Below are 16077 nucleotides of genomic sequence, written 5' to 3'. Positions count from 1 at the left end.
TTACTTGACTAAAATCTACCATTTCGTGTATATTTAAAATATCATTTAGCAGAATATTCGATAATATAGCATTTTCAGTTTTATGAATTCGCAAATATTTCAAATGAACTTCACTAAATGAAAAAGTAATCGTTTTTTAGGAGGAATTGTAACATGCAAGGAAAAGTAAAATGGTTTAACAACGAAAAAGGTTTTGGATTTATCGAAATTGAAGGTGCTGACGATGTATTCGTACATTTCACAGCTATTCAAGGCGAAGGCTACAAAGCTTTAGAAGAAGGTCAAGAAGTATCTTTCGACATCGTTGAAGGAAACCGTGGACCACAAGCTGCTAACGTAGTAAAACTTTAATCCAACATATAACAGGAGGTTACCTTATTTGGTAACCTCCTTTGTTATTCCTTTGTATATTTCCTTTTTGCAGAGTAAAAACTATGTGAAATGTGACAGAATACAAAGGAGGAATCGACAATGGGTTCACATGTAAATGATTTTGAAGAAGTAAAATTCCGCGTAGAAACAGCACAAAAAATGGTAGGTTCTGCAACAATTACAATGGATCCTGAATCACTGCAGCATGCGACAACTGCAGTAGAATCTGCACGCTCTCAGCTTGAAACAATGAAATCTGTTGCAACAGATTTAGACGAGCCTTTCTTAATGAATGAAGAAAAAAAACTAAGCCTATGCGAACACCAATTGAAAGAAGCTAAGCATTAAAAAAACATCCAGAGCTACCTCTGGATGTTTTTTATGATAATTGATTGCCATATTCTTTTAACTTCGCTCCCACTGTGCATTGCCGAATACAAAAAGAATGGGCATAGTACTTACTTTGTGTTTTTCTATAGTGTTCTTGTAAAAAACATCCTTCACAATACGTCTCTAATAAATCATTTACCTCTATAATGAGCTGCTTCTTATTCACCAGTGCACCTCTCTATTCTGTTACTTCCTTATGACTATCGATCGGTGTCCCTTCCAATGCTTGCGCGGCCAATTGATGTGCTTCTTTATTTTGTTTTCTTGTTACTGGCTCACAGACAAGCTTCAATTTCATTTGCTTTGCTTTTTGTTCAATTTGATCTAAATAGTGATTCAAATGTTCATCATAGCATGGCCACTGTCCAGCTAATTGCTGAAGTACGACTTGAGAATCACCATGAAGCGTAACTGATTCATATTTGATTCCTAATTCTTCTAATACATCCATTCCATATAATAACGCTGCATACTCTGCCTCATTATTATCATATATACCTTCTATGTAAGCATTTCGACGAACACGATACACTTTTTTCCCTTTTTTATAGTACACGCATATTCCAAGTCCCGCCTCTTTCGTTTCGATGTCATATCCTCCATCAAAGTAAATGCGAATTTCTTGCGGATCTTCTTCCACTTGTTTACTCAATTTTTTCATTTCTTTCAGCGTCCATTCCGCGCCCATTTCATCATAAAATACGAGTTCTTTTACTCTTCCCGTTTTCTCAAAATCCACTGCAAATTGGAGAGCTTCTTCCATACTCATATAATCTGTTATTAATTCTGTTTGAAGACCATGTTTTGTTTTATACAACCAATTCATTTTATACTTCATACTATTTTCCCCTTATATAAGACTTCATATTTTTATTTTATTATATTTTACCAAGAGTCACAGTATTATATGCGAATGAATCAAATCATATTGTAAGTAACTACCATTATCTGAACTTAACTTAGATTGCTCTCCTAACTCACAAGAAAGGGAAGAGTCTGTATGATTAGAGGAGCTTCATCCCCCACTGATGGTTAGTTGAACCAATCGGGCTTTTACGAGCAGTTATCCCCCACCTATCTTCCTCATTTCTCTCTGGATCTTGAGGTAGGGGTCTTACTGTCCGTTAATGCGGGATAAAATGAACCTTTAATCAGTCCTCACAAATCGGGATAAAGCAATTACTTATAGAAATACTAACTTAGATTTAGCCCTTATCCTCTTCGAAAACAAAAAAGAAAATTCAGACACGTGTTATAGTAATGAAAAAACTATTAATTCTAACATCACAATCATTAAAGTTCCTAATCCAACAAATGCAATTTTTTTCTGAATCTCGGTTTCTTTACTGCTATTAGATATACTGAGAGAACTTACTTATATACAAATAAAGAGGCTACCCAATCCTTTCGATTTGGTTCAGCCTCTTTATTTATTACATCACCTTTTCAAATTGCACTCGTTTATTAATCCAATACATAACAGGCATACCAATTGCCATCACGACAAATTCACCAGCTGCACATGTAAGCCATGTAAATAAAAATGGCAGATCGAATGCAAGATGAAGTTCAATTGCTATCATAAACATTGTAACTGTAAAGATAACTGTATTAAAAATCATGCGCGCCCAAACACCCTTAATAAAACGCATGGAAATAATAGTAGCAAGAAGTGCAAGAATGGATTGCCCCACTCCAAATACTAAATCATACGCAATCATAGGTGAGAAAAAGAGATTTGTTAAAAATACCCCTAAGACAATTCCATAAATTGATTTCTTATTAAATACAACGAGATGATTAAACATCTCCGAAATACGAAATTGTACATTCGTAAAGCCAAACGGCTGAATAAGTGCTGAAACAGCAATATATAATGCTGCTAAAATACCATTACCAACTAATGTTTTTATATTCATGACAAAATCTCCTTAGTTTTTTTACGTGGGATGGTTTCGAACCACGTGATTCGTTTTTAAACAACAATTTTATATTGTACGCAATAGCAAACCATTCGTCAATAGATTCCTACCATCCACTACCCTTTTTCTTATAGACCACGTATAATAAAGAATATGAAAGATTTAGGAGGTTTCACTTCATGACAGCAACAATTCAAAATGAAAAAGTGATCGTTTCCATCTCTGAAAAAGGTGCAGAGTTACAAAGCGTTCGCTTAAAAGAAGACAACACAGAATATATGTGGCAAGGAAATCCTAACTATTGGGGGCGCCGTGCACCAATTTTATTCCCAATTGTCGGTAGATTAGTGGACAATATATATTATGTAGATGGTAAACCTTATTCATTAACACAGCACGGCTTCGCTCGCGATCTTACATTTTCAGTAAAAGAGCAAAGTGAAACAAAAATTACTTATGCAGTCACTAGTAATCAAGAAACTTTACAAAAATATCCGTACGAATTTGAGTTACGTGTTTCTTATGAACTAGACGAGCAAAATATACATGTTACTTATGAAGTTATCAACCCTACTTCAAAAGAAATGTTCTTTTCTATCGGAGCACATCCAGGCTTCAATTGTCCTTTAATAGAAGGTGAATCATTTACAGATTACCATTTATCATTTAATGGCCCTGAACATTTAGAAACAAATGTTCTAAAAGGACCATTTCTTTCAAAAGAAAAACAACTAATGGTTGAAAACAAGACAGAATTACCACTTACATACGATTTATTCAAAAATGATGCCCTTATTTTTGAAAATATGAATACAAATGAAATTTCCATTCGCTCTCATAAACATAATAAGTTTGTAAAAGTAGCATTTGAAGGTTTCCCATTCGTTGGTGTGTGGACACTAGGAAATGACGCTCCTTTCTTATGTATCGAACCGTGGTATGGAATTGCTGATGAAGTAGAACCAGCTAAAGATTTCAAAGAGAAAAAAGGCGTACAATCCTTACAAGCAAATGAAACGTTTACATGTCGCTACAGCATTACAATTGGATAAAGTACATTTTTCATATTCTATCCCCCGCCCCTAGAAGTTTTTAGGCGGGGTGATTACTATCAGCTAACGCTATATAATAATGGAGGTATTCAATTTTGATTGAAGTATATATTGATGGTGCATCAAAGGGAAATCCAGGTCCTTCTGGTGCTGGGGTTTTTATTAAAGGTGTGCAGCCACCTGTGCAATTATCACTGCCACTTGGAATCATGTCCAACCATGAAGCTGAATATCATGCATTACTGGTCGCATTAAAATATTGCATGGAACATAATTATAGCATTGTATCTTTTCGCACAGATTCACAGCTTGTTGAACGTGCTGTAGAAAAAGAATATGCAAAAAACAAAACGTATGCACCACTTTTAGAAGAAGCACTAGCGTACATCAAAAGCTTTGATCTTTTCTTTATAAAGTGGATTCCAAATAGTCAAAACAAAGTTGCCGATGAATTAGCAAGAAAAGCCATTTTACAAAATTAATGGGGGTTTTAGTGTGAAAAAAGGATGGATTGCTCCTCTCGCTTTATTATTTGTCTCCTTTATTTGGGGAGCCACATTTGTTGTCGTTCAAAATGCAATGTCATTTGTTGGGCCATTTACTTTTAATGGTATTCGCTTTTTATTTGCTGGAATCATTTTATTATTTGTCCAATTTATATTCTCGAAAAAAACTTCAAAACAAGAAGTTCAACATAGTAGCATTGCTGGTTTAATTATCGGATTCTTCTTATTTATCGGTTATTTATTACAAACATTTGGATTACTATATACCACTTCTTCTAAAGCAGGATTTTTAACTGGACTCAGCATTGTTATGGTTCCGATTCTTTCATTTATCTTTTTAAAACAAAGAGTTACACCTTTTATCATACTTGGCATTACTGCCGCAACAGCAGGCTTATATTTACTAACCGCTGGTGATTCTTTTCAATTGAATATTGGTGATATACTTGTTCTCGGCTGTGCAATTGCTTTTGCAGCCCATATTCTCATTAACGGAGTCTTTTCTAAAAAAATATCCCCTTTATTATTAAGCACATCTCAAGTATTATCTGTTGGAATTTTCTCTTCTATCTGCGCTTTTTTATTCGAGGATTGGAAAAAGTTATTTTCAATCTCTTTATGGACAAATTCTGCTTTTTTATTTGCTCTACTTGCAACATCCGTGTTCGCAACATCCATCGCTTTTTTTATTCAAACAGCTGCGCAAAAACACACCTCTCCAACAAGAGTTGCCATTATTTTCGCAATGGAACCTGTCTTTGCTGCATTAACAGGTGTTCTTGTCGCAAACGAACAACTTTCTATTCCCACAGTACTTGGTTGCCTTTGTATTTTCTTAGGCATGATCTTCGTTGAACTTCCTTCAAAAGCAAAAAAAGAAGCGCAGGCTGCGTGATGTTACGCTTGTAACGTCCACATAAAAGCCTTTGCGCTTTTTTTATCAGTAATTTCCTCTTCCTTCAAACGCTCCAATAAAGCGATAAAATAACTACCATCAAATTGTAGTTGATGTTTAATTGTTGCCTCAATCGCTGCATTCACAATCCCATCCGACGCACCAGTATACCCTTGACCAAACATAATAAACCCTTGTGCGTCCTCTGATAATTTAAATCCTTTTGTGTGTAAGAATGAAAGATATTCTTGTACCGTTTGCATGCTGTTCCCACCTACCAAAAAATTCTCCACTTCCTATCATACATTTTTTTAGGCTTTATGAGAATGAATTTTCTTTGACAATCTCTCTTAGATTTCTTGATTTCCTAAAAGATAAAAACAACACTAAATACTTCACTAATTTTCACTTTCTCTCCTTGGTTATATTGTAAGGTATTACATGATGTGAAGATCAATAAAGAAAATGAAATAATTCCCTTATATAAAAAGGATTCATGTACAGCATCACGAAATAAATAAAGTGTAACTTTAATCAACGGGAATTTTCTTTATTCCGTACCTGTCTCTCTATCTATATTCTAAACATCGAGACAAACTTATTACCTACAAATCACGAAATAAAAAGGAGAAATATAATGAAACAAGCTCTATTAATTATTGATGCTCAACAAGAACTTATTGATGGAAACGAGCAAGAATCTGCAGTATTTCATAAAGAGCAATTATTAACGAACATAAATATAGCCATTCAAAAAGCAATTCAATCCAATGCTCTTATTATTTTCGTCAGAGATACTGATGTTGCTTCTGGTATGGGGAAAGGATTTCAAGTACATGAGGAACTCAGAATTCCGCATGCAGCACAAATCATAGACAAACAAGCAACCAATTCATTTTATAACACCTCTTTACATGCCATTTTAAAAGAGAAAGAAATTGGTCATCTCGTTATAGGCGGCTGCAAAACAGAGCATTGTATTGATACTGCCGTTAGAACAGCAACTGTACAGGGATTTGATGTCACTTTAATTAAAAATGGGCATTCCACGAATGATTCTACGATTTTATCAGCCAAAAAAATTATTGAACATCATAATAAAACACTACATGGTCATTATAATGTGGATCATTTTTCTGTTGTTAGAGATGTCGAAGAAGATCTATTTTCCCCTATTCATAATCAATATCGAGAATAGAAAAATCACATTTATAAATTTAAAAGATTCCTTTTTTAACACTCTATCCGAAAGAATTCTCCTTCTTCAAGCGTGTGTAGGGCGATAGCCCAACGCTAGGTGGGAGATGAATTTCGGTTTGGCATAGCAAAAAGATTTTTGATAAACTAGACACATGAAGTTCTTTGATAACTTGATATATAAGGTTGCAGGAAGAAAACAAAGTGCGAAAACCAAGCCGTTCGGTTCCTGCGTAAAATATCAACCGTAAAAAAGAACGTCCAAGCGTTGGACATCTAGGGGTGGAATAACCCGAAGTAACGCTCAGGGAGACGAAAGGTTGCTTTCGTCGTGGAACTGAGAAGCCCCCACTTCAAAATTCGTTAGAATTTAAGTGGCGGGTAGTTCACAAGGAATCTTTTTCATCCAAATATCTGTGCAGCAATTCCATATAATTCACCATTTCTTTTCAAAAATTGAGTGCTGTTTTTCAACATAATTGGTGGTTGATTTACCTTTTGAAATCCAACTGTCTCGAGCACTGTCATAAAAAATTCTTTTCCTTCTGGTACATCAATTCTAAGCTTTCCTTTATAATCTTTTGCCAAATGATGAACAATTGTAGTTGCGATATGATCATTCGGCGCGACAATTGATCCTATAATTCTATTTTCTGGAGTTTGTACGCTCATTCCATATCCCACAATATAATTTTCTTTGTCTTTTACAACTATACATTGCTCAGATTGTTCAATTCTTCTCTGTATAAAATTACTTCTATTTACCCCGAAAGCGGCTTCATCTAACTTCACAATCCCATTACTATCTCCCTTATCATAATCCATAAAAATATGTTGCTCATTTCTATCGTAATCTTTGGGAGTTACATACTGATTACATATATACTTTGAAAGATTCTGTTGCAAAGTTTCCGAAGACATAAAGAGATGGGGAATATTGCGGACCAGTTTTATGAAACTATTAATAATTCATGTAATGCGTTATACGTCGAAAAAACGAAGTTTGGTTGAAGACTTCGCTTTTGCTTGTATATGGCATGAATAGTTTCTATACCTTTAATAGTACGTGAGGCATGGCGAAGACTTTGAAAGCCTGAGGAACGGGAAAATCGACGTTTCACATGTCGATGATCTTGCTCGATGATATTATTGAGGTACTTTATTGTACGATGAAAGGTATTTTTGTAAAGACCTATCTCCTTTAATTTTTTGAATGCGGAAGCTAAAGAAGGAGCCTTATCTGTCGTCAGAACCGTTGGTTCTCCAAAAGTTCGAGCGAGTCTTTTCATAAAAGCATATGCTGCTTGTTTGTCTCGTTTTTGACGAAGTTGAATATCAAGTGTTTGTCCCTCTTTATCAATTGCTCGATATAAATAACACCACTTTCCTTTAATTTTGATATAGGTTTCATCCAAACGCCAAGATAACAATGTGTTTTTGTTTTTCTTCTTCCAAATTTGATAGATAAGATTTCCATATTCATGAACCCAGCGCATGATAGTTGTTGGATGAATAGAAATACCACGTTCTTTGAGAATTTCAGACACATCGCGATAGCTTAAAGAAAAACGACAATAGTAGCCAACGGCTACCAAGATAATATCTTTCTCGAACTGTTTTCCTTTAAAATATCCCATTTGTTACGCTCCTTGTTTGTTTTTTACAGAGTTTAACTTACTTTAGAAAACTTTGCAACAGAACCGTTTTTGTAGTGAAAACAAAAAGAACTTGTAAAAAATACAAGTTCTTTTTAAGATATTGCAAACTGAAGGGCAAAACAAACTATCTTATTAGAAAACTAGGGATTAATATATCTTAAGACTTCTAGGACCTCTTTATTATATAACAGATATTAACATTTTTAGGAGTAGTATTTGAATATTGTGTGAATTTTTAGAATGAAAAAAGAGAACTCTTTCATAAGAGTTCTGCAACAGGAAACAACAATATATAAACAATAAAAAGAATTACTTATAGTATATATAGTAATATTATAATATTGAGAAATATTTACATAAAGCTAGTATATATTACGTAACAATCGTCGATATAGCTTGTTTGTAAATGAGTTGTTTTTTACCCTGAGCCATCATAAAAACAGTGAATTTATCTATCGTGATGATCTCCCCACGTATTGGAACTCCACTCTTTAAAAACAAAGTAACCTGCCCTTTTTTCTTTTTTAGTTGTTCAAACATATCGTCTTGAAAATTTAGCCTTATCTATTCCCCTTTCTATTGTCTTTACTATTTCTCTAAGGTATGCTGCTCTTCATTACTGGGTGTTTGTGTTTCCCGTTCGCTTTCTGTTTTTTGAAACCATTTACCGATTTTACTTAAATAATATCTTTTTACTTCCCCATATGGAATCCAAATTTCACGTTCCTCTATTCGATCCATTACTTCACTAAGGATCTCATCATGCTCGTATTTTTTAGGTCTTCTATGATTCACTTGTACAAATTTTGTATATTCCCAACGAAGCCAATTAGAAATGCGTTCTCTTTGTTGTTGTCTGAGATGTGACCATTTTTTATTTGTTTGACGGATCTGTCCATTAACTTTTATATGATTTTTCATAGACACGCCTCCTATTAATGTCAAAACGAATATATAACTATCGTATCATAAATACATCCATATGATGCTACAGGGATCAGAAAGGGACGTCTCAGTATTCATTAGTGAGGCGAATAATCCCTTAGTTGATATGTATTGGGGGTACGGAAACGATTCTGGGTATGAGGGGCCACTCTGGAAAATAAATACAAAAACAAGAGGCTAATAATTAAAATTAGGCTTTTATATCCCTAATTTCAATTATAAATAAAGCATCAGCCCATAAAGAGAACTTTGTTTAAATTTCTCTTTATCAATAGAGTGTACCCTATTGAGAATAAACCTTTTCCTTGATATTATTAGTCTCAGTGACTCTCAATAACACTTATCAAAAATATATTTGAAATGAGGAGAAAAATGGTCTATGGATACGCTCGTGTAAGTGCACAAGATCAAAATCTAGATACACAGATCGAACAGCTCATGAAATATGGAGTAGATGAAATTATAAAAGAGAAAATAAGTGGAGTAACAAAACAAAAGCCGGAGTTAGACACTATACTTTCAAAACTAACTACTGGGGATACTTTGGTCGTAACTAGAATGGATCGTTTAGGTCGAAATACCATTCAGTTATTACAATTAGTAGAACAACTTCGGGAAAAGGATGTTCACTTTGCGATTTTAAATTTAGGAATAGATACTAGAACTCCAACAGGAAAATTCTTTTTAACTGTCATGGCTGCCTTTAGTGAACTAGATCGAGAAATGATTAGAGAAAAACAACGTGCGGGAATAAAGTTAGCGAAACAAAAAGGAGTGTATAGAGGAAGATTGAAGAAATACACGGATAAGCACCCAGGTATGAATCATGCGATTGAATTAAGGAAGCATACCAAAAAAACTGTTAAGGAAATATGTCAAATTACAGGAGTGAGTCAGGCCGCTCTGTATCGTAGATTAAAAGAACTTGAATAAAGTTCTTTTTTTATTTGTAATTAAATCCCAGAGTGGCCCCTCATACCCAGAATCGTTTCCGTACCCCCAGTTCATTTGGAGTTGGCTTTTTTATTTACTATTCTCTTTGTACAATAAATGAGTAGCTGTTATCTCCATCGCCATGCGATTGTTGTATCTTCGATGTGAATAGCTGGAATATCAATTCCTAGATATTTCCCCTCATTTTCATCGAAAATAGACCAATTTTCATCGTCTAGAAATTCAGGATTGATACTTTCAAAATCAAATGTACTATCCTCATCTACCATTTCACGAAAATATTCCTGAAATGGTTTACTATTATCATTTAAATGTATTGTTCCATACATCCATGGTGTTTCTACAAAAACATCTGTGATTTCGCCTATTTCAGTATCTTTAAAGTATAATTTCATATTTGCACCTTCTTATTCATGAATTTTGAAATAGTCTTTTGGTATTTCCCCTTTTATCAAATACTCATTGTCTCTTTTAGTTCACTTTAGAGCAAGATTTTTCCAATGAGGTGTCGTTATTTTATCTTGTTTAATTAAACGCTCGATTTGTTTTGGACTTAAGATTGCTACATCTTTTACATCTCCATTACGGATTGCTGTTCGTAAACCATTAAAGTCTAGTTCGATTGAGTTATCTCCATACTTTACTGTCGCACCGCTATTAGGAGAAAAACTTGTATAGGGACTATTATTTTTTGCACCTTTCCTATATCCTCCTAATATATGCTCAGTAACTGTAACTTGTCTACCTTTGTACATTCCTTCTTTATTAGCCGGAACTAGATTCCCAGATTCATCGATATATGATTTTTTGATGCCCTTTGCATTCTTAACAGAACGCAAATAATCGTCTGACCGAAGTAAGTTTTTTGCAGCATTAACAACCTTTTTTCCGCCTTTAAGTAATTTGATTCCTTTCCCAACGGGTGTAATACCTGCAAAAACCATGACACCTGCCCCACCACGTTTCCACCATGAAAGTTTTTCGCCCGTGTCAGGGTCAACACCTTCTATAACACGCCTTACATCATATTCGCCCGATAGTTCACCCGTTAAATCCCTGGCTGCTTTCTTTAAATTATCTCCATTTTCTTCAGAAGAAGACGTATTACCTACTGTCTCACTTTCAGCTAGATTGTCACCTTCAAGAGTCTCGGCTTGATGAGCTCGCTCTTCCATAATCGATTGAATAGAAGTCGTCCACTCCATATTCAACTCTGTTGTACTAAATGTGCCACTTACAGGACTAAAACCTTTTCCGCTTTGGACTTCCGCTAAACCCGTCGCAATGCTAGCGGCTAATTGAATTGCTGTACTATAGTTATTGCTAGATGTTTGATTAAATTCATGTAGATGATCTAGCTTTTCTTGCAGTTTGTGTTTCATGACAGTAAAGAGATTCGCCATAGCGTCCATACCCGGGATTGGCATAGCGTGACTGATGACCTCCATACTTGCTTTCGCTTGGTCAATTTCTCGAATTTGTTCTCGCAACTCTTGTTCAATGACATCAGTTGAAGCTACCTTTGATTGAAATTGACTTGGAAAGGCATCATTCTGACGGATTAATTCTTCACATAAGTAAATGATTCCTTGAGCCAAAGGTCGAAAGGTTTGGGCAAAGAATGTTCTTGCACTGTCGTAAGTTTGTCCTTGTAAAACAGTATCACGTGCAAAAGCGTCAATCGACTGAATGGCTTGTTCCATACCTTGAATGGTAGCGGTACATACAGCGTTCATGCTTTGAGTTTGGTTCTGTACTTCTCCCAAATACATATTTAAACTCATGCATTGGTCCCCCTTGCTAATTGTTGTTGCTGATAGGAAAGGTCGTTTTCTAAATCACTAAGGTCTCGTCTTTCTTTAAGCAACGTTTCTTTTTGATTTTCCAATTCGAATGTAAGTTTTCGCTCAATGTGTTGTGCTTCTTGACGTATATTCATAAAGAAATGAGATAATTCTTTATCCCCATACCAAGTTTCTAGAATTCGGTTAAACAAACGATTACTTCGACTTTTCCATTCGTGAAAATCTGCTTCCGCATGCTCCTGGGTTTGAATCGCGGATTGATTTCGGTCCTGTTCTTCAAATACACTTCGTAACTTTTGATTTAATTGTTTGATTTGGTTTTCAATATCTTGACTCATCTTTTTCCTCCTACCGTTTTACTTTACGTAGGTTGTCACATTAGCGAAAAGTGTTATGAAGTTCGTTATCCATTCTCTCAAACTCGTTAGCTACCGAATGAATATTATCGACCGCTTGTTGAAAAGCGGCGCAAAATTGTTTCGTTAAATCAAACGCTTGTTGATTCGCTTCCTGCGCTTTGGAATTAACAGTTAGCGTAGTTCGTGCCGCCTTTGTTATAGAACGATTTGTCGCACTTTGGATTGTATCCGAAGCTGCTCTCATTTGCGTTGCGATTTGTGCAGCGGTTTGAAAATTACTTTGAAATTGTCCCATCGCTCAAATCCTTTCTATATTTCTATGAACGTATTAAGGAAGAGGAGCGCCTAGTATGTATGTCCATTATCTTACTGTTCTTCATAGGAACACTCCTGGAAAAAATACTGCGGATATAATTATAACAATAAATGGTTAAAATTCCCTTGAAAAATACAGTTTATACCACATGTGTTTCTCGTAGTTCTCAACAGGGGGACAAGAATTAATCTGATATAGTATAGAAGTAAAGAGGAAGAAGGAGATGAGAAACAAGGTTGATTATTATTTATCTATAACTTTCTATTCTAAAGTCCTACGATTATATAATTATCCATCATGGCAAGATAAAGATGTTGCTGGTACTGTAGATGTTGGATTAGGATTTACTATTGATGCGAAAGTAAGTGTAAATGGTTCACAACAATATAAAGTACACAATAGCAAAGGTAAAACATACTATGTTACTGCAAATGAAGCCTATGTATATGTGAAGTAAAAAAGAGGGTCCGCCTAAATATGAGCAGACCCTCTTTTTTTTATTTAATCCATGTTGGATTAAAACGTCCCGCTATTACTTTCTGTTAAATACTTGGTATCTACATAACCAAGATCCTGAACATGTTGATATAACGTCTTTAATAAATCTTTGTCTTTACATAAAATACTAATATCAAAACCATCGACTATACTTAGTAAAAATTCACAATCACTATTAATAAAGTCTGTTGCTGTAGTTACCCATGTAGGGCTACTCTTTTTCATATCAGGAAAAGCAACCATCGTTAGGAAGATTAAATAATAATCTTTGTGTTGTAGTGCTTTCTTCAACTTGTGTCCTGTGATAAAACGTTCATTATCAAACAACATTTTGTTTGTGAAGTTACCACATTCATCTTTAAGGTATATTTCAGCAGTATCTATTTGCCACATATAATCTTGAAAGTTAAAAGGTTCTAATAAACTCAATATGGATAAATCAAAATTTTCATCTTCTGGGGCATGGAAATGTATTCCTATATTCATTGTATAATAACCTCTTTCTTTATTTTTTTGTATTAATATATTCAATTTTATATGTATAATATCTGATAATCTCGATGCAATCTATTTATTTTAATAAAAGCATTAACTAAACTCATTTAGCATCAATAATATCGGTTCTGGTGCAAAAATAGAATAAAAGATAATAAAGCGCATAGATTCCTAACGGAATCGTATCTTATGCTGCAAGTCCAAACAATTGATGGATGAATTCTTTCTGGTTTTGGACAGACTGGTCTGGTCTTACCCCCGTCAAGTGGACAGCTGTAAAAAAAGACTATGCAGCCATCGAGATTCGATATTCAATCGGAGCTCGATGGTTAAGCCTTTTTTGGAATCGTTTGTAGTTGTAATGATAGATGTATGTTTCAATAGCTTGAATTAGTTCTTCCTTTGTTTGATAATAATTAAGATAAAACATTTCAGATTTAAAATGAGAGAAGAATGATTCAATGCAAGCATTGTCATGGCAGTTTCCTTTGCAGGAGTGGCTGCCGATGGCGCCTAGCTGTTGAAGCGTACGGTAATAAGCATGAGATGTATATTGGAATCCTTGATTTGAGTGGATGCTGGTTCCATACACATCTCTTTTTTGTGCTGCTAAATCTAACGTTTTTAGGACAAGTTGTAAATCATTACGATGTGAGAGTTTCCAAGCAACAATTTCATTGTTATAAATGGGGTAGCACCAACATTTCGCGAATTTCGTACGCTAAAGGATAATCGACCTTTTTAGTTGAACGAAATTTGCAATTTTAAAAGGGCCTTAATACACAAAAATATAATTAAATGCCTTAAAATGCACCTGAGGGTATCGTGTTTTTTGAATATATATAAGAAATATGGTTTTATTTAATAACATACTCTGTTTCTTCTAATTCACCTATGCCTTTTTCTTCAAGTTCTCCAAAATGAACATTCATAAAAGTACCCACCATTTTTTATTCACTCAGTTTTTAAACGATTTCTTTTTTCTCGTTGCAAGGTACTTACACTAATTCCCGTCATTCTTTCCACTTTCCTATAAGATTCTGTTTTTAACAAACCAAGAGCATGTTCTATTTGCTCCTTATTATATTTCTTCGGTCGCCCCTCTTTAAAATTAGGAATCAACTTAGCAATTTGAATTTCTTTTTAAGCTTCTTATATTTTCTATATGAACGTCTAACAATGTTTAACATGAAATACGGTATTTTAACAGGGAAAGGCAATTTATAAATGAAAGGCAAGTAAAATGTAAAATATGCCTTTTCTAGGTCTCTCCACTTACTATCTTCTTTTGTTTTTAAGAAATCAGATACATCGACTACATATCCCCTTCCGTTTTCCATCATCACATTTTTCCCGTGAACATCACAAGGAGTTAATCCTTGTTCCCTTGCATACTCTAAAGCTTCATTGATATCAAGGATTACCTGCTTAGGAATTTTAATCCCCTTATGAATAGCATCGTATAAGGTGATTTTTTTTAAACGTTTCAATACTATGAAATTTTCTCCTTTATATATAAGCATCGAATAAGAAGGATGATTTCCGATTCTTCGGTATACTTCTGACTCTTTTTCAATTCCTTCTCCTTCTCGCGCGTAAACTTTCACTACCCAATCTTTGTATTCTTTGTGCATAAATACTGCGGCATAATTACCTGTCCCTAAACACTTCCAAAGTCTAGGAATATCTTTAACTACTACAGGCTCGAATTCATCCTCACTTCTTATGCTTACCTCTTTTAATAATTCGTCCTTTATCAATCCCACAAAACTATTTATACTCATCATTTCCACTCCGGTTTTGCTAAAAGGGGGCCCACCCACATTTTAACGAATGTTGGTGCTACCTCAATTCCTAACTTAACAAATTAAAATTTTGTCTCTCTATTCTTTCATTCTTTCCTCATACTGTTTAGCAAGCTTATAAAAAGAAGAACGTTTGATGCCATACTTTTTCATGGCTCCTACTGCTGTAATTGAACCAGATTTCCATTCCTTGTAAGCATCCGTAAATTCTTCTGTTATTTCGACAGACGGACGTCCTAAACGTCTACCTTGTTTTCTGGCAAGAGCAATTCCTTCAGCTTGACGTTGTTTAATATCAATGCGCTCTTTTTCTGCAAAGGCAGATAATATTGTCAGTGTTGCTTTTTGAATTGCGCTCTGAATAACATCATTTGTACTTTCTCTGGTGTAATTGACGTTAATGTATGGTTCCTTTATAAATTGTAAATTTACTTTATGTTTTTCGTAATATCTAAATTCTTCTAATGTATCATTCATATTTTTTCCAAGTCTTGTCAAGGAATCAAACACAATGGTATCTCCTGTACGGACAAGACGTTTTAGCATTTGATAATTCTCTCGCTCCATATTTTTTCCAGATTCTTTATCTATGAAAATATCCCGTTCTTCTATCCCTAAATTCTTCATATTCTGAATTTGCCGTTCTTCGTTTTGATCTTTACTCGAAACTCGCACATATCCAAATTTTTTATATTTCATATGCTACACCTCATTGATAATTATAACAATTATGTCTGTAAAGGTATATAAAATAAACGGATGTCTGTAAAATGAGAAACGGATGTTTATAGACGTGGTTTTTTATAGTTTCCTATGTATCTGTAAAGGTATACTTTTACGAACAGAGAAAAAGCAGAATCCGAAATGGACCCTGCTTTTGTTTTGTGTAAATTTCTAAATGTTATATT

The 16077-nt window shown here is 34.5% G+C and carries 22 protein-coding genes, 4 pseudogenes and 1 riboswitch; of the genes and pseudogenes, 8 read left to right on the top strand and 18 right to left on the bottom strand.

Features of this window, described 5'->3' with window-relative positions:
* The first annotated feature begins 153 nt into the window (after positions 1 to 153).
* On the top strand, positions 154 to 351 hold the full coding sequence (gene cspB / locus NSQ40_RS08765) for a cold shock-like protein CspB (RefSeq protein WP_003196492.1): 198 nt from the start codon (positions 154 to 156) through the stop codon (positions 349 to 351).
* Positions 352 to 471: 120 nt separating this feature from the next.
* A complete protein-coding gene (locus NSQ40_RS08760; protein ID WP_003206638.1) occupies positions 472 to 720 on the top strand; it encodes a DUF2564 family protein in 249 nt (82 codons plus the stop codon).
* A gap of 31 nt (positions 721 to 751) precedes the next feature.
* On the opposite strand, the gene NSQ40_RS08755 is transcribed toward NSQ40_RS08760, so the two are convergent.
* From NSQ40_RS08755 to NSQ40_RS08745, 3 genes are all read right to left on the bottom strand, one after another.
* Positions 752 to 928, bottom strand: coding sequence for a zinc-finger domain-containing protein (locus NSQ40_RS08755; RefSeq protein ID WP_003196489.1), 177 nt, complete (start codon positions 926 to 928; stop codon positions 752 to 754).
* Positions 929 to 940: 12 nt separating this feature from the next.
* Positions 941 to 1600: a ribonuclease H family protein gene (locus tag NSQ40_RS08750; RefSeq protein ID WP_006094345.1), complete on the bottom strand. Its 660-nt coding sequence runs from the start codon at positions 1598 to 1600 to the stop codon at positions 941 to 943.
* Between the two features lie 595 nt (positions 1601 to 2195).
* Positions 2196 to 2681, bottom strand: a complete 486-nt coding sequence (locus NSQ40_RS08745) for a QueT transporter family protein (protein ID WP_003196485.1) — start codon at positions 2679 to 2681, stop codon at positions 2196 to 2198.
* Between the two features lie 6 nt (positions 2682 to 2687).
* Positions 2688 to 2732: riboswitch (PreQ1 riboswitch) on the bottom strand.
* A 131-nt stretch (positions 2733 to 2863) separates the two neighbouring features.
* Between NSQ40_RS08745 and NSQ40_RS08740 the strand changes: the two genes are divergently transcribed.
* The 3 genes from NSQ40_RS08740 (at position 2864) to NSQ40_RS08730 (ending at position 5137) form a co-directional block, all read left to right on the top strand.
* Complete coding sequence (locus tag NSQ40_RS08740) at positions 2864 to 3736, top strand: aldose 1-epimerase family protein (protein ID WP_003196483.1); 873 nt, start codon at positions 2864 to 2866, stop codon at positions 3734 to 3736.
* Positions 3737 to 3831: 95 nt separating this feature from the next.
* Positions 3832 to 4218, top strand: coding sequence for a reverse transcriptase-like protein (locus NSQ40_RS08735; protein ID WP_003196481.1), 387 nt, complete (start codon positions 3832 to 3834; stop codon positions 4216 to 4218).
* A gap of 13 nt (positions 4219 to 4231) precedes the next feature.
* On the top strand, positions 4232 to 5137 hold the full coding sequence (locus NSQ40_RS08730; protein ID WP_003196479.1) for a DMT family transporter: 906 nt from the start codon (positions 4232 to 4234) through the stop codon (positions 5135 to 5137).
* 2 nt (positions 5138 to 5139) lie between these two features.
* Here NSQ40_RS08730 and NSQ40_RS08725 read toward each other — a convergent pair whose 3' ends face one another.
* Together NSQ40_RS08725 and NSQ40_RS08720 are read right to left on the bottom strand one after the other, a co-directional pair.
* Positions 5140 to 5400, bottom strand: a complete 261-nt coding sequence (locus NSQ40_RS08725) for a DUF6123 family protein (RefSeq protein WP_003196477.1) — start codon at positions 5398 to 5400, stop codon at positions 5140 to 5142.
* Between the two features lie 104 nt (positions 5401 to 5504).
* Positions 5505 to 5675: a hypothetical protein gene (locus tag NSQ40_RS08720; protein ID WP_003196475.1), complete on the bottom strand. Its 171-nt coding sequence runs from the start codon at positions 5673 to 5675 to the stop codon at positions 5505 to 5507.
* Positions 5676 to 5774: 99 nt separating this feature from the next.
* Here NSQ40_RS08720 and NSQ40_RS08715 point away from each other — a divergent pair, with 99 nt between their 5' ends.
* Entirely contained in the window at positions 5775 to 6335 is a 561-nt protein-coding gene (locus tag NSQ40_RS08715) for a cysteine hydrolase family protein (RefSeq protein ID WP_003196473.1), read from the top strand.
* Positions 6336 to 6736: 401 nt separating this feature from the next.
* Here NSQ40_RS08715 and NSQ40_RS08710 read toward each other — a convergent pair.
* From NSQ40_RS08710 to NSQ40_RS08695, 4 genes and pseudogenes are all read right to left on the bottom strand, one after another.
* Positions 6737 to 7228, bottom strand: a pseudogene (locus NSQ40_RS08710) (GNAT family N-acetyltransferase); the annotation flags it as partial.
* Positions 7229 to 7284: 56 nt separating this feature from the next.
* Positions 7285 to 7971, bottom strand: a complete 687-nt coding sequence (locus NSQ40_RS08705; RefSeq protein WP_341286091.1) for an IS6 family transposase — start codon at positions 7969 to 7971, stop codon at positions 7285 to 7287.
* A 393-nt stretch (positions 7972 to 8364) separates the two neighbouring features.
* Complete coding sequence (hfq, locus tag NSQ40_RS08700; protein WP_255258825.1) at positions 8365 to 8556, bottom strand: RNA chaperone Hfq; 192 nt, start codon at positions 8554 to 8556, stop codon at positions 8365 to 8367.
* A 24-nt stretch (positions 8557 to 8580) separates the two neighbouring features.
* Positions 8581 to 8913: a hypothetical protein gene (locus NSQ40_RS08695; protein WP_003196463.1), complete on the bottom strand. Its 333-nt coding sequence runs from the start codon at positions 8911 to 8913 to the stop codon at positions 8581 to 8583.
* 396 nt (positions 8914 to 9309) lie between these two features.
* Between NSQ40_RS08695 and NSQ40_RS08690 the strand changes: the two genes are divergently transcribed.
* The gene (locus tag NSQ40_RS08690; RefSeq protein ID WP_258248402.1) at positions 9310 to 9870 is read left to right on the top strand and encodes a recombinase family protein; all 561 of its coding nucleotides are present in this window, start codon (positions 9310 to 9312) and stop codon (positions 9868 to 9870) included.
* Positions 9871 to 9998: 128 nt separating this feature from the next.
* Here the strand turns inward: NSQ40_RS08690 and NSQ40_RS08685 are convergent, their stop codons facing one another.
* The 4 genes and pseudogenes from NSQ40_RS08685 to NSQ40_RS08670 all read right to left on the bottom strand — a co-directional run bounded on the left by NSQ40_RS08685 (position 9999) and on the right by NSQ40_RS08670 (position 12350).
* A complete protein-coding gene (locus tag NSQ40_RS08685) occupies positions 9999 to 10286 on the bottom strand; it encodes a hypothetical protein (RefSeq protein ID WP_003205136.1) in 288 nt (95 codons plus the stop codon).
* Positions 10287 to 10703: 417 nt separating this feature from the next.
* Positions 10704 to 11675 (bottom strand): annotated as a pseudogene (locus NSQ40_RS08680) (pre-toxin TG domain-containing protein); the annotation flags it as partial.
* On the bottom strand, positions 11672 to 12034 hold the full coding sequence (locus NSQ40_RS08675) for a DUF3958 family protein (protein WP_098159515.1): 363 nt from the start codon (positions 12032 to 12034) through the stop codon (positions 11672 to 11674). The gene NSQ40_RS08675 and the pseudogene NSQ40_RS08680, both read right to left, overlap by 4 nt.
* Before the next feature lie 40 nt (positions 12035 to 12074).
* Positions 12075 to 12350 (bottom strand): TIGR04197 family type VII secretion effector, encoded by a 276-nt coding sequence (locus tag NSQ40_RS08670; RefSeq protein WP_003209493.1) that lies wholly within the window; start codon positions 12348 to 12350, stop codon positions 12075 to 12077.
* A gap of 295 nt (positions 12351 to 12645) precedes the next feature.
* Between NSQ40_RS08670 and NSQ40_RS08665 the strand changes: the two are divergent.
* Positions 12646 to 12828 (top strand): annotated as a pseudogene (locus NSQ40_RS08665) (N-acetylmuramoyl-L-alanine amidase); the annotation flags it as partial.
* Positions 12829 to 12887: 59 nt separating this feature from the next.
* On the opposite strand, the gene NSQ40_RS08660 reads toward NSQ40_RS08665, so the two are convergent.
* The 5 genes and pseudogenes from NSQ40_RS08660 to NSQ40_RS08640 form a co-directional block, all read right to left on the bottom strand.
* On the bottom strand, positions 12888 to 13355 hold the full coding sequence (locus NSQ40_RS08660) for a DUF2691 family protein (protein WP_003203502.1): 468 nt from the start codon (positions 13353 to 13355) through the stop codon (positions 12888 to 12890).
* 295 nt (positions 13356 to 13650) lie between these two features.
* A complete protein-coding gene (locus tag NSQ40_RS08655) occupies positions 13651 to 14037 on the bottom strand; it encodes an IS3 family transposase (RefSeq protein ID WP_341286166.1) in 387 nt (128 codons plus the stop codon).
* A gap of 281 nt (positions 14038 to 14318) precedes the next feature.
* Positions 14319 to 14495: pseudogene (locus NSQ40_RS08650) on the bottom strand (recombinase family protein); the annotation flags it as partial.
* On the bottom strand, positions 14483 to 15148 hold the full coding sequence (locus NSQ40_RS08645; protein WP_033796652.1) for a serine/threonine protein kinase: 666 nt from the start codon (positions 15146 to 15148) through the stop codon (positions 14483 to 14485). The gene NSQ40_RS08645 and the pseudogene NSQ40_RS08650, both read right to left, overlap by 13 nt.
* 99 nt (positions 15149 to 15247) lie before the next feature.
* The gene (locus NSQ40_RS08640) at positions 15248 to 15868 is read right to left on the bottom strand and encodes a recombinase family protein (RefSeq protein ID WP_258248687.1); all 621 of its coding nucleotides are present in this window, start codon (positions 15866 to 15868) and stop codon (positions 15248 to 15250) included.
* Positions 15869 to 16077: the final 209 nt, after the last annotated feature.

Source organism: Bacillus sp. FSL K6-6038, from assembly GCF_038050455.1.
GTDB lineage: Bacteria > Bacillota > Bacilli > Bacillales > Bacillaceae_G > Bacillus_A > Bacillus_A pseudomycoides.
The sequence above is the reverse complement of the archived record's forward strand: the minus strand, read 5'-3'. Positions and strand labels throughout refer to the sequence as shown.

Excerpts from the sequence above, each read along its gene's own strand:
- NSQ40_RS08690 (WP_258248402.1), top strand. The coding sequence starts at position 9,310 with ATGGTCTATGGATACGCTCGTGTAAGTGCACAAGATCAAAATCTAGAT.
- NSQ40_RS08675 (WP_098159515.1), bottom strand. The coding sequence starts at position 12,034 with ATGAGTCAAGATATTGAAAACCAAATCAAACAATTAAATCAAAAGTTA.
- NSQ40_RS08695 (WP_003196463.1), bottom strand. The coding sequence starts at position 8,913 with ATGAAAAATCATATAAAAGTTAATGGACAGATCCGTCAAACAAATAAA.
- NSQ40_RS08750 (WP_006094345.1), bottom strand. The coding sequence starts at position 1,600 with ATGAAGTATAAAATGAATTGGTTGTATAAAACAAAACATGGTCTTCAA.
- NSQ40_RS08740 (WP_003196483.1), top strand. The coding sequence starts at position 2,864 with ATGACAGCAACAATTCAAAATGAAAAAGTGATCGTTTCCATCTCTGAA.
- NSQ40_RS08670 (WP_003209493.1), bottom strand. The coding sequence starts at position 12,350 with ATGGGACAATTTCAAAGTAATTTTCAAACCGCTGCACAAATCGCAACG.
- NSQ40_RS08715 (WP_003196473.1), top strand. The coding sequence starts at position 5,775 with ATGAAACAAGCTCTATTAATTATTGATGCTCAACAAGAACTTATTGAT.
- NSQ40_RS08660 (WP_003203502.1), bottom strand. The coding sequence starts at position 13,355 with ATGAATATAGGAATACATTTCCATGCCCCAGAAGATGAAAATTTTGAT.
- NSQ40_RS08685 (WP_003205136.1), bottom strand. The coding sequence starts at position 10,286 with ATGAAATTATACTTTAAAGATACTGAAATAGGCGAAATCACAGATGTT.
- NSQ40_RS08640 (WP_258248687.1), bottom strand. The coding sequence starts at position 15,868 with ATGAAATATAAAAAATTTGGATATGTGCGAGTTTCGAGTAAAGATCAA.
- NSQ40_RS08745 (WP_003196485.1), bottom strand. The coding sequence starts at position 2,681 with ATGAATATAAAAACATTAGTTGGTAATGGTATTTTAGCAGCATTATAT.
- NSQ40_RS08760 (WP_003206638.1), top strand. The coding sequence starts at position 472 with ATGGGTTCACATGTAAATGATTTTGAAGAAGTAAAATTCCGCGTAGAA.
- NSQ40_RS08645 (WP_033796652.1), bottom strand. The coding sequence starts at position 15,148 with ATGAGTATAAATAGTTTTGTGGGATTGATAAAGGACGAATTATTAAAA.
- cspB (WP_003196492.1), top strand. The coding sequence starts at position 154 with ATGCAAGGAAAAGTAAAATGGTTTAACAACGAAAAAGGTTTTGGATTT.
- NSQ40_RS08705 (WP_341286091.1), bottom strand. The coding sequence starts at position 7,971 with ATGGGATATTTTAAAGGAAAACAGTTCGAGAAAGATATTATCTTGGTA.
- NSQ40_RS08725 (WP_003196477.1), bottom strand. The coding sequence starts at position 5,400 with ATGCAAACGGTACAAGAATATCTTTCATTCTTACACACAAAAGGATTT.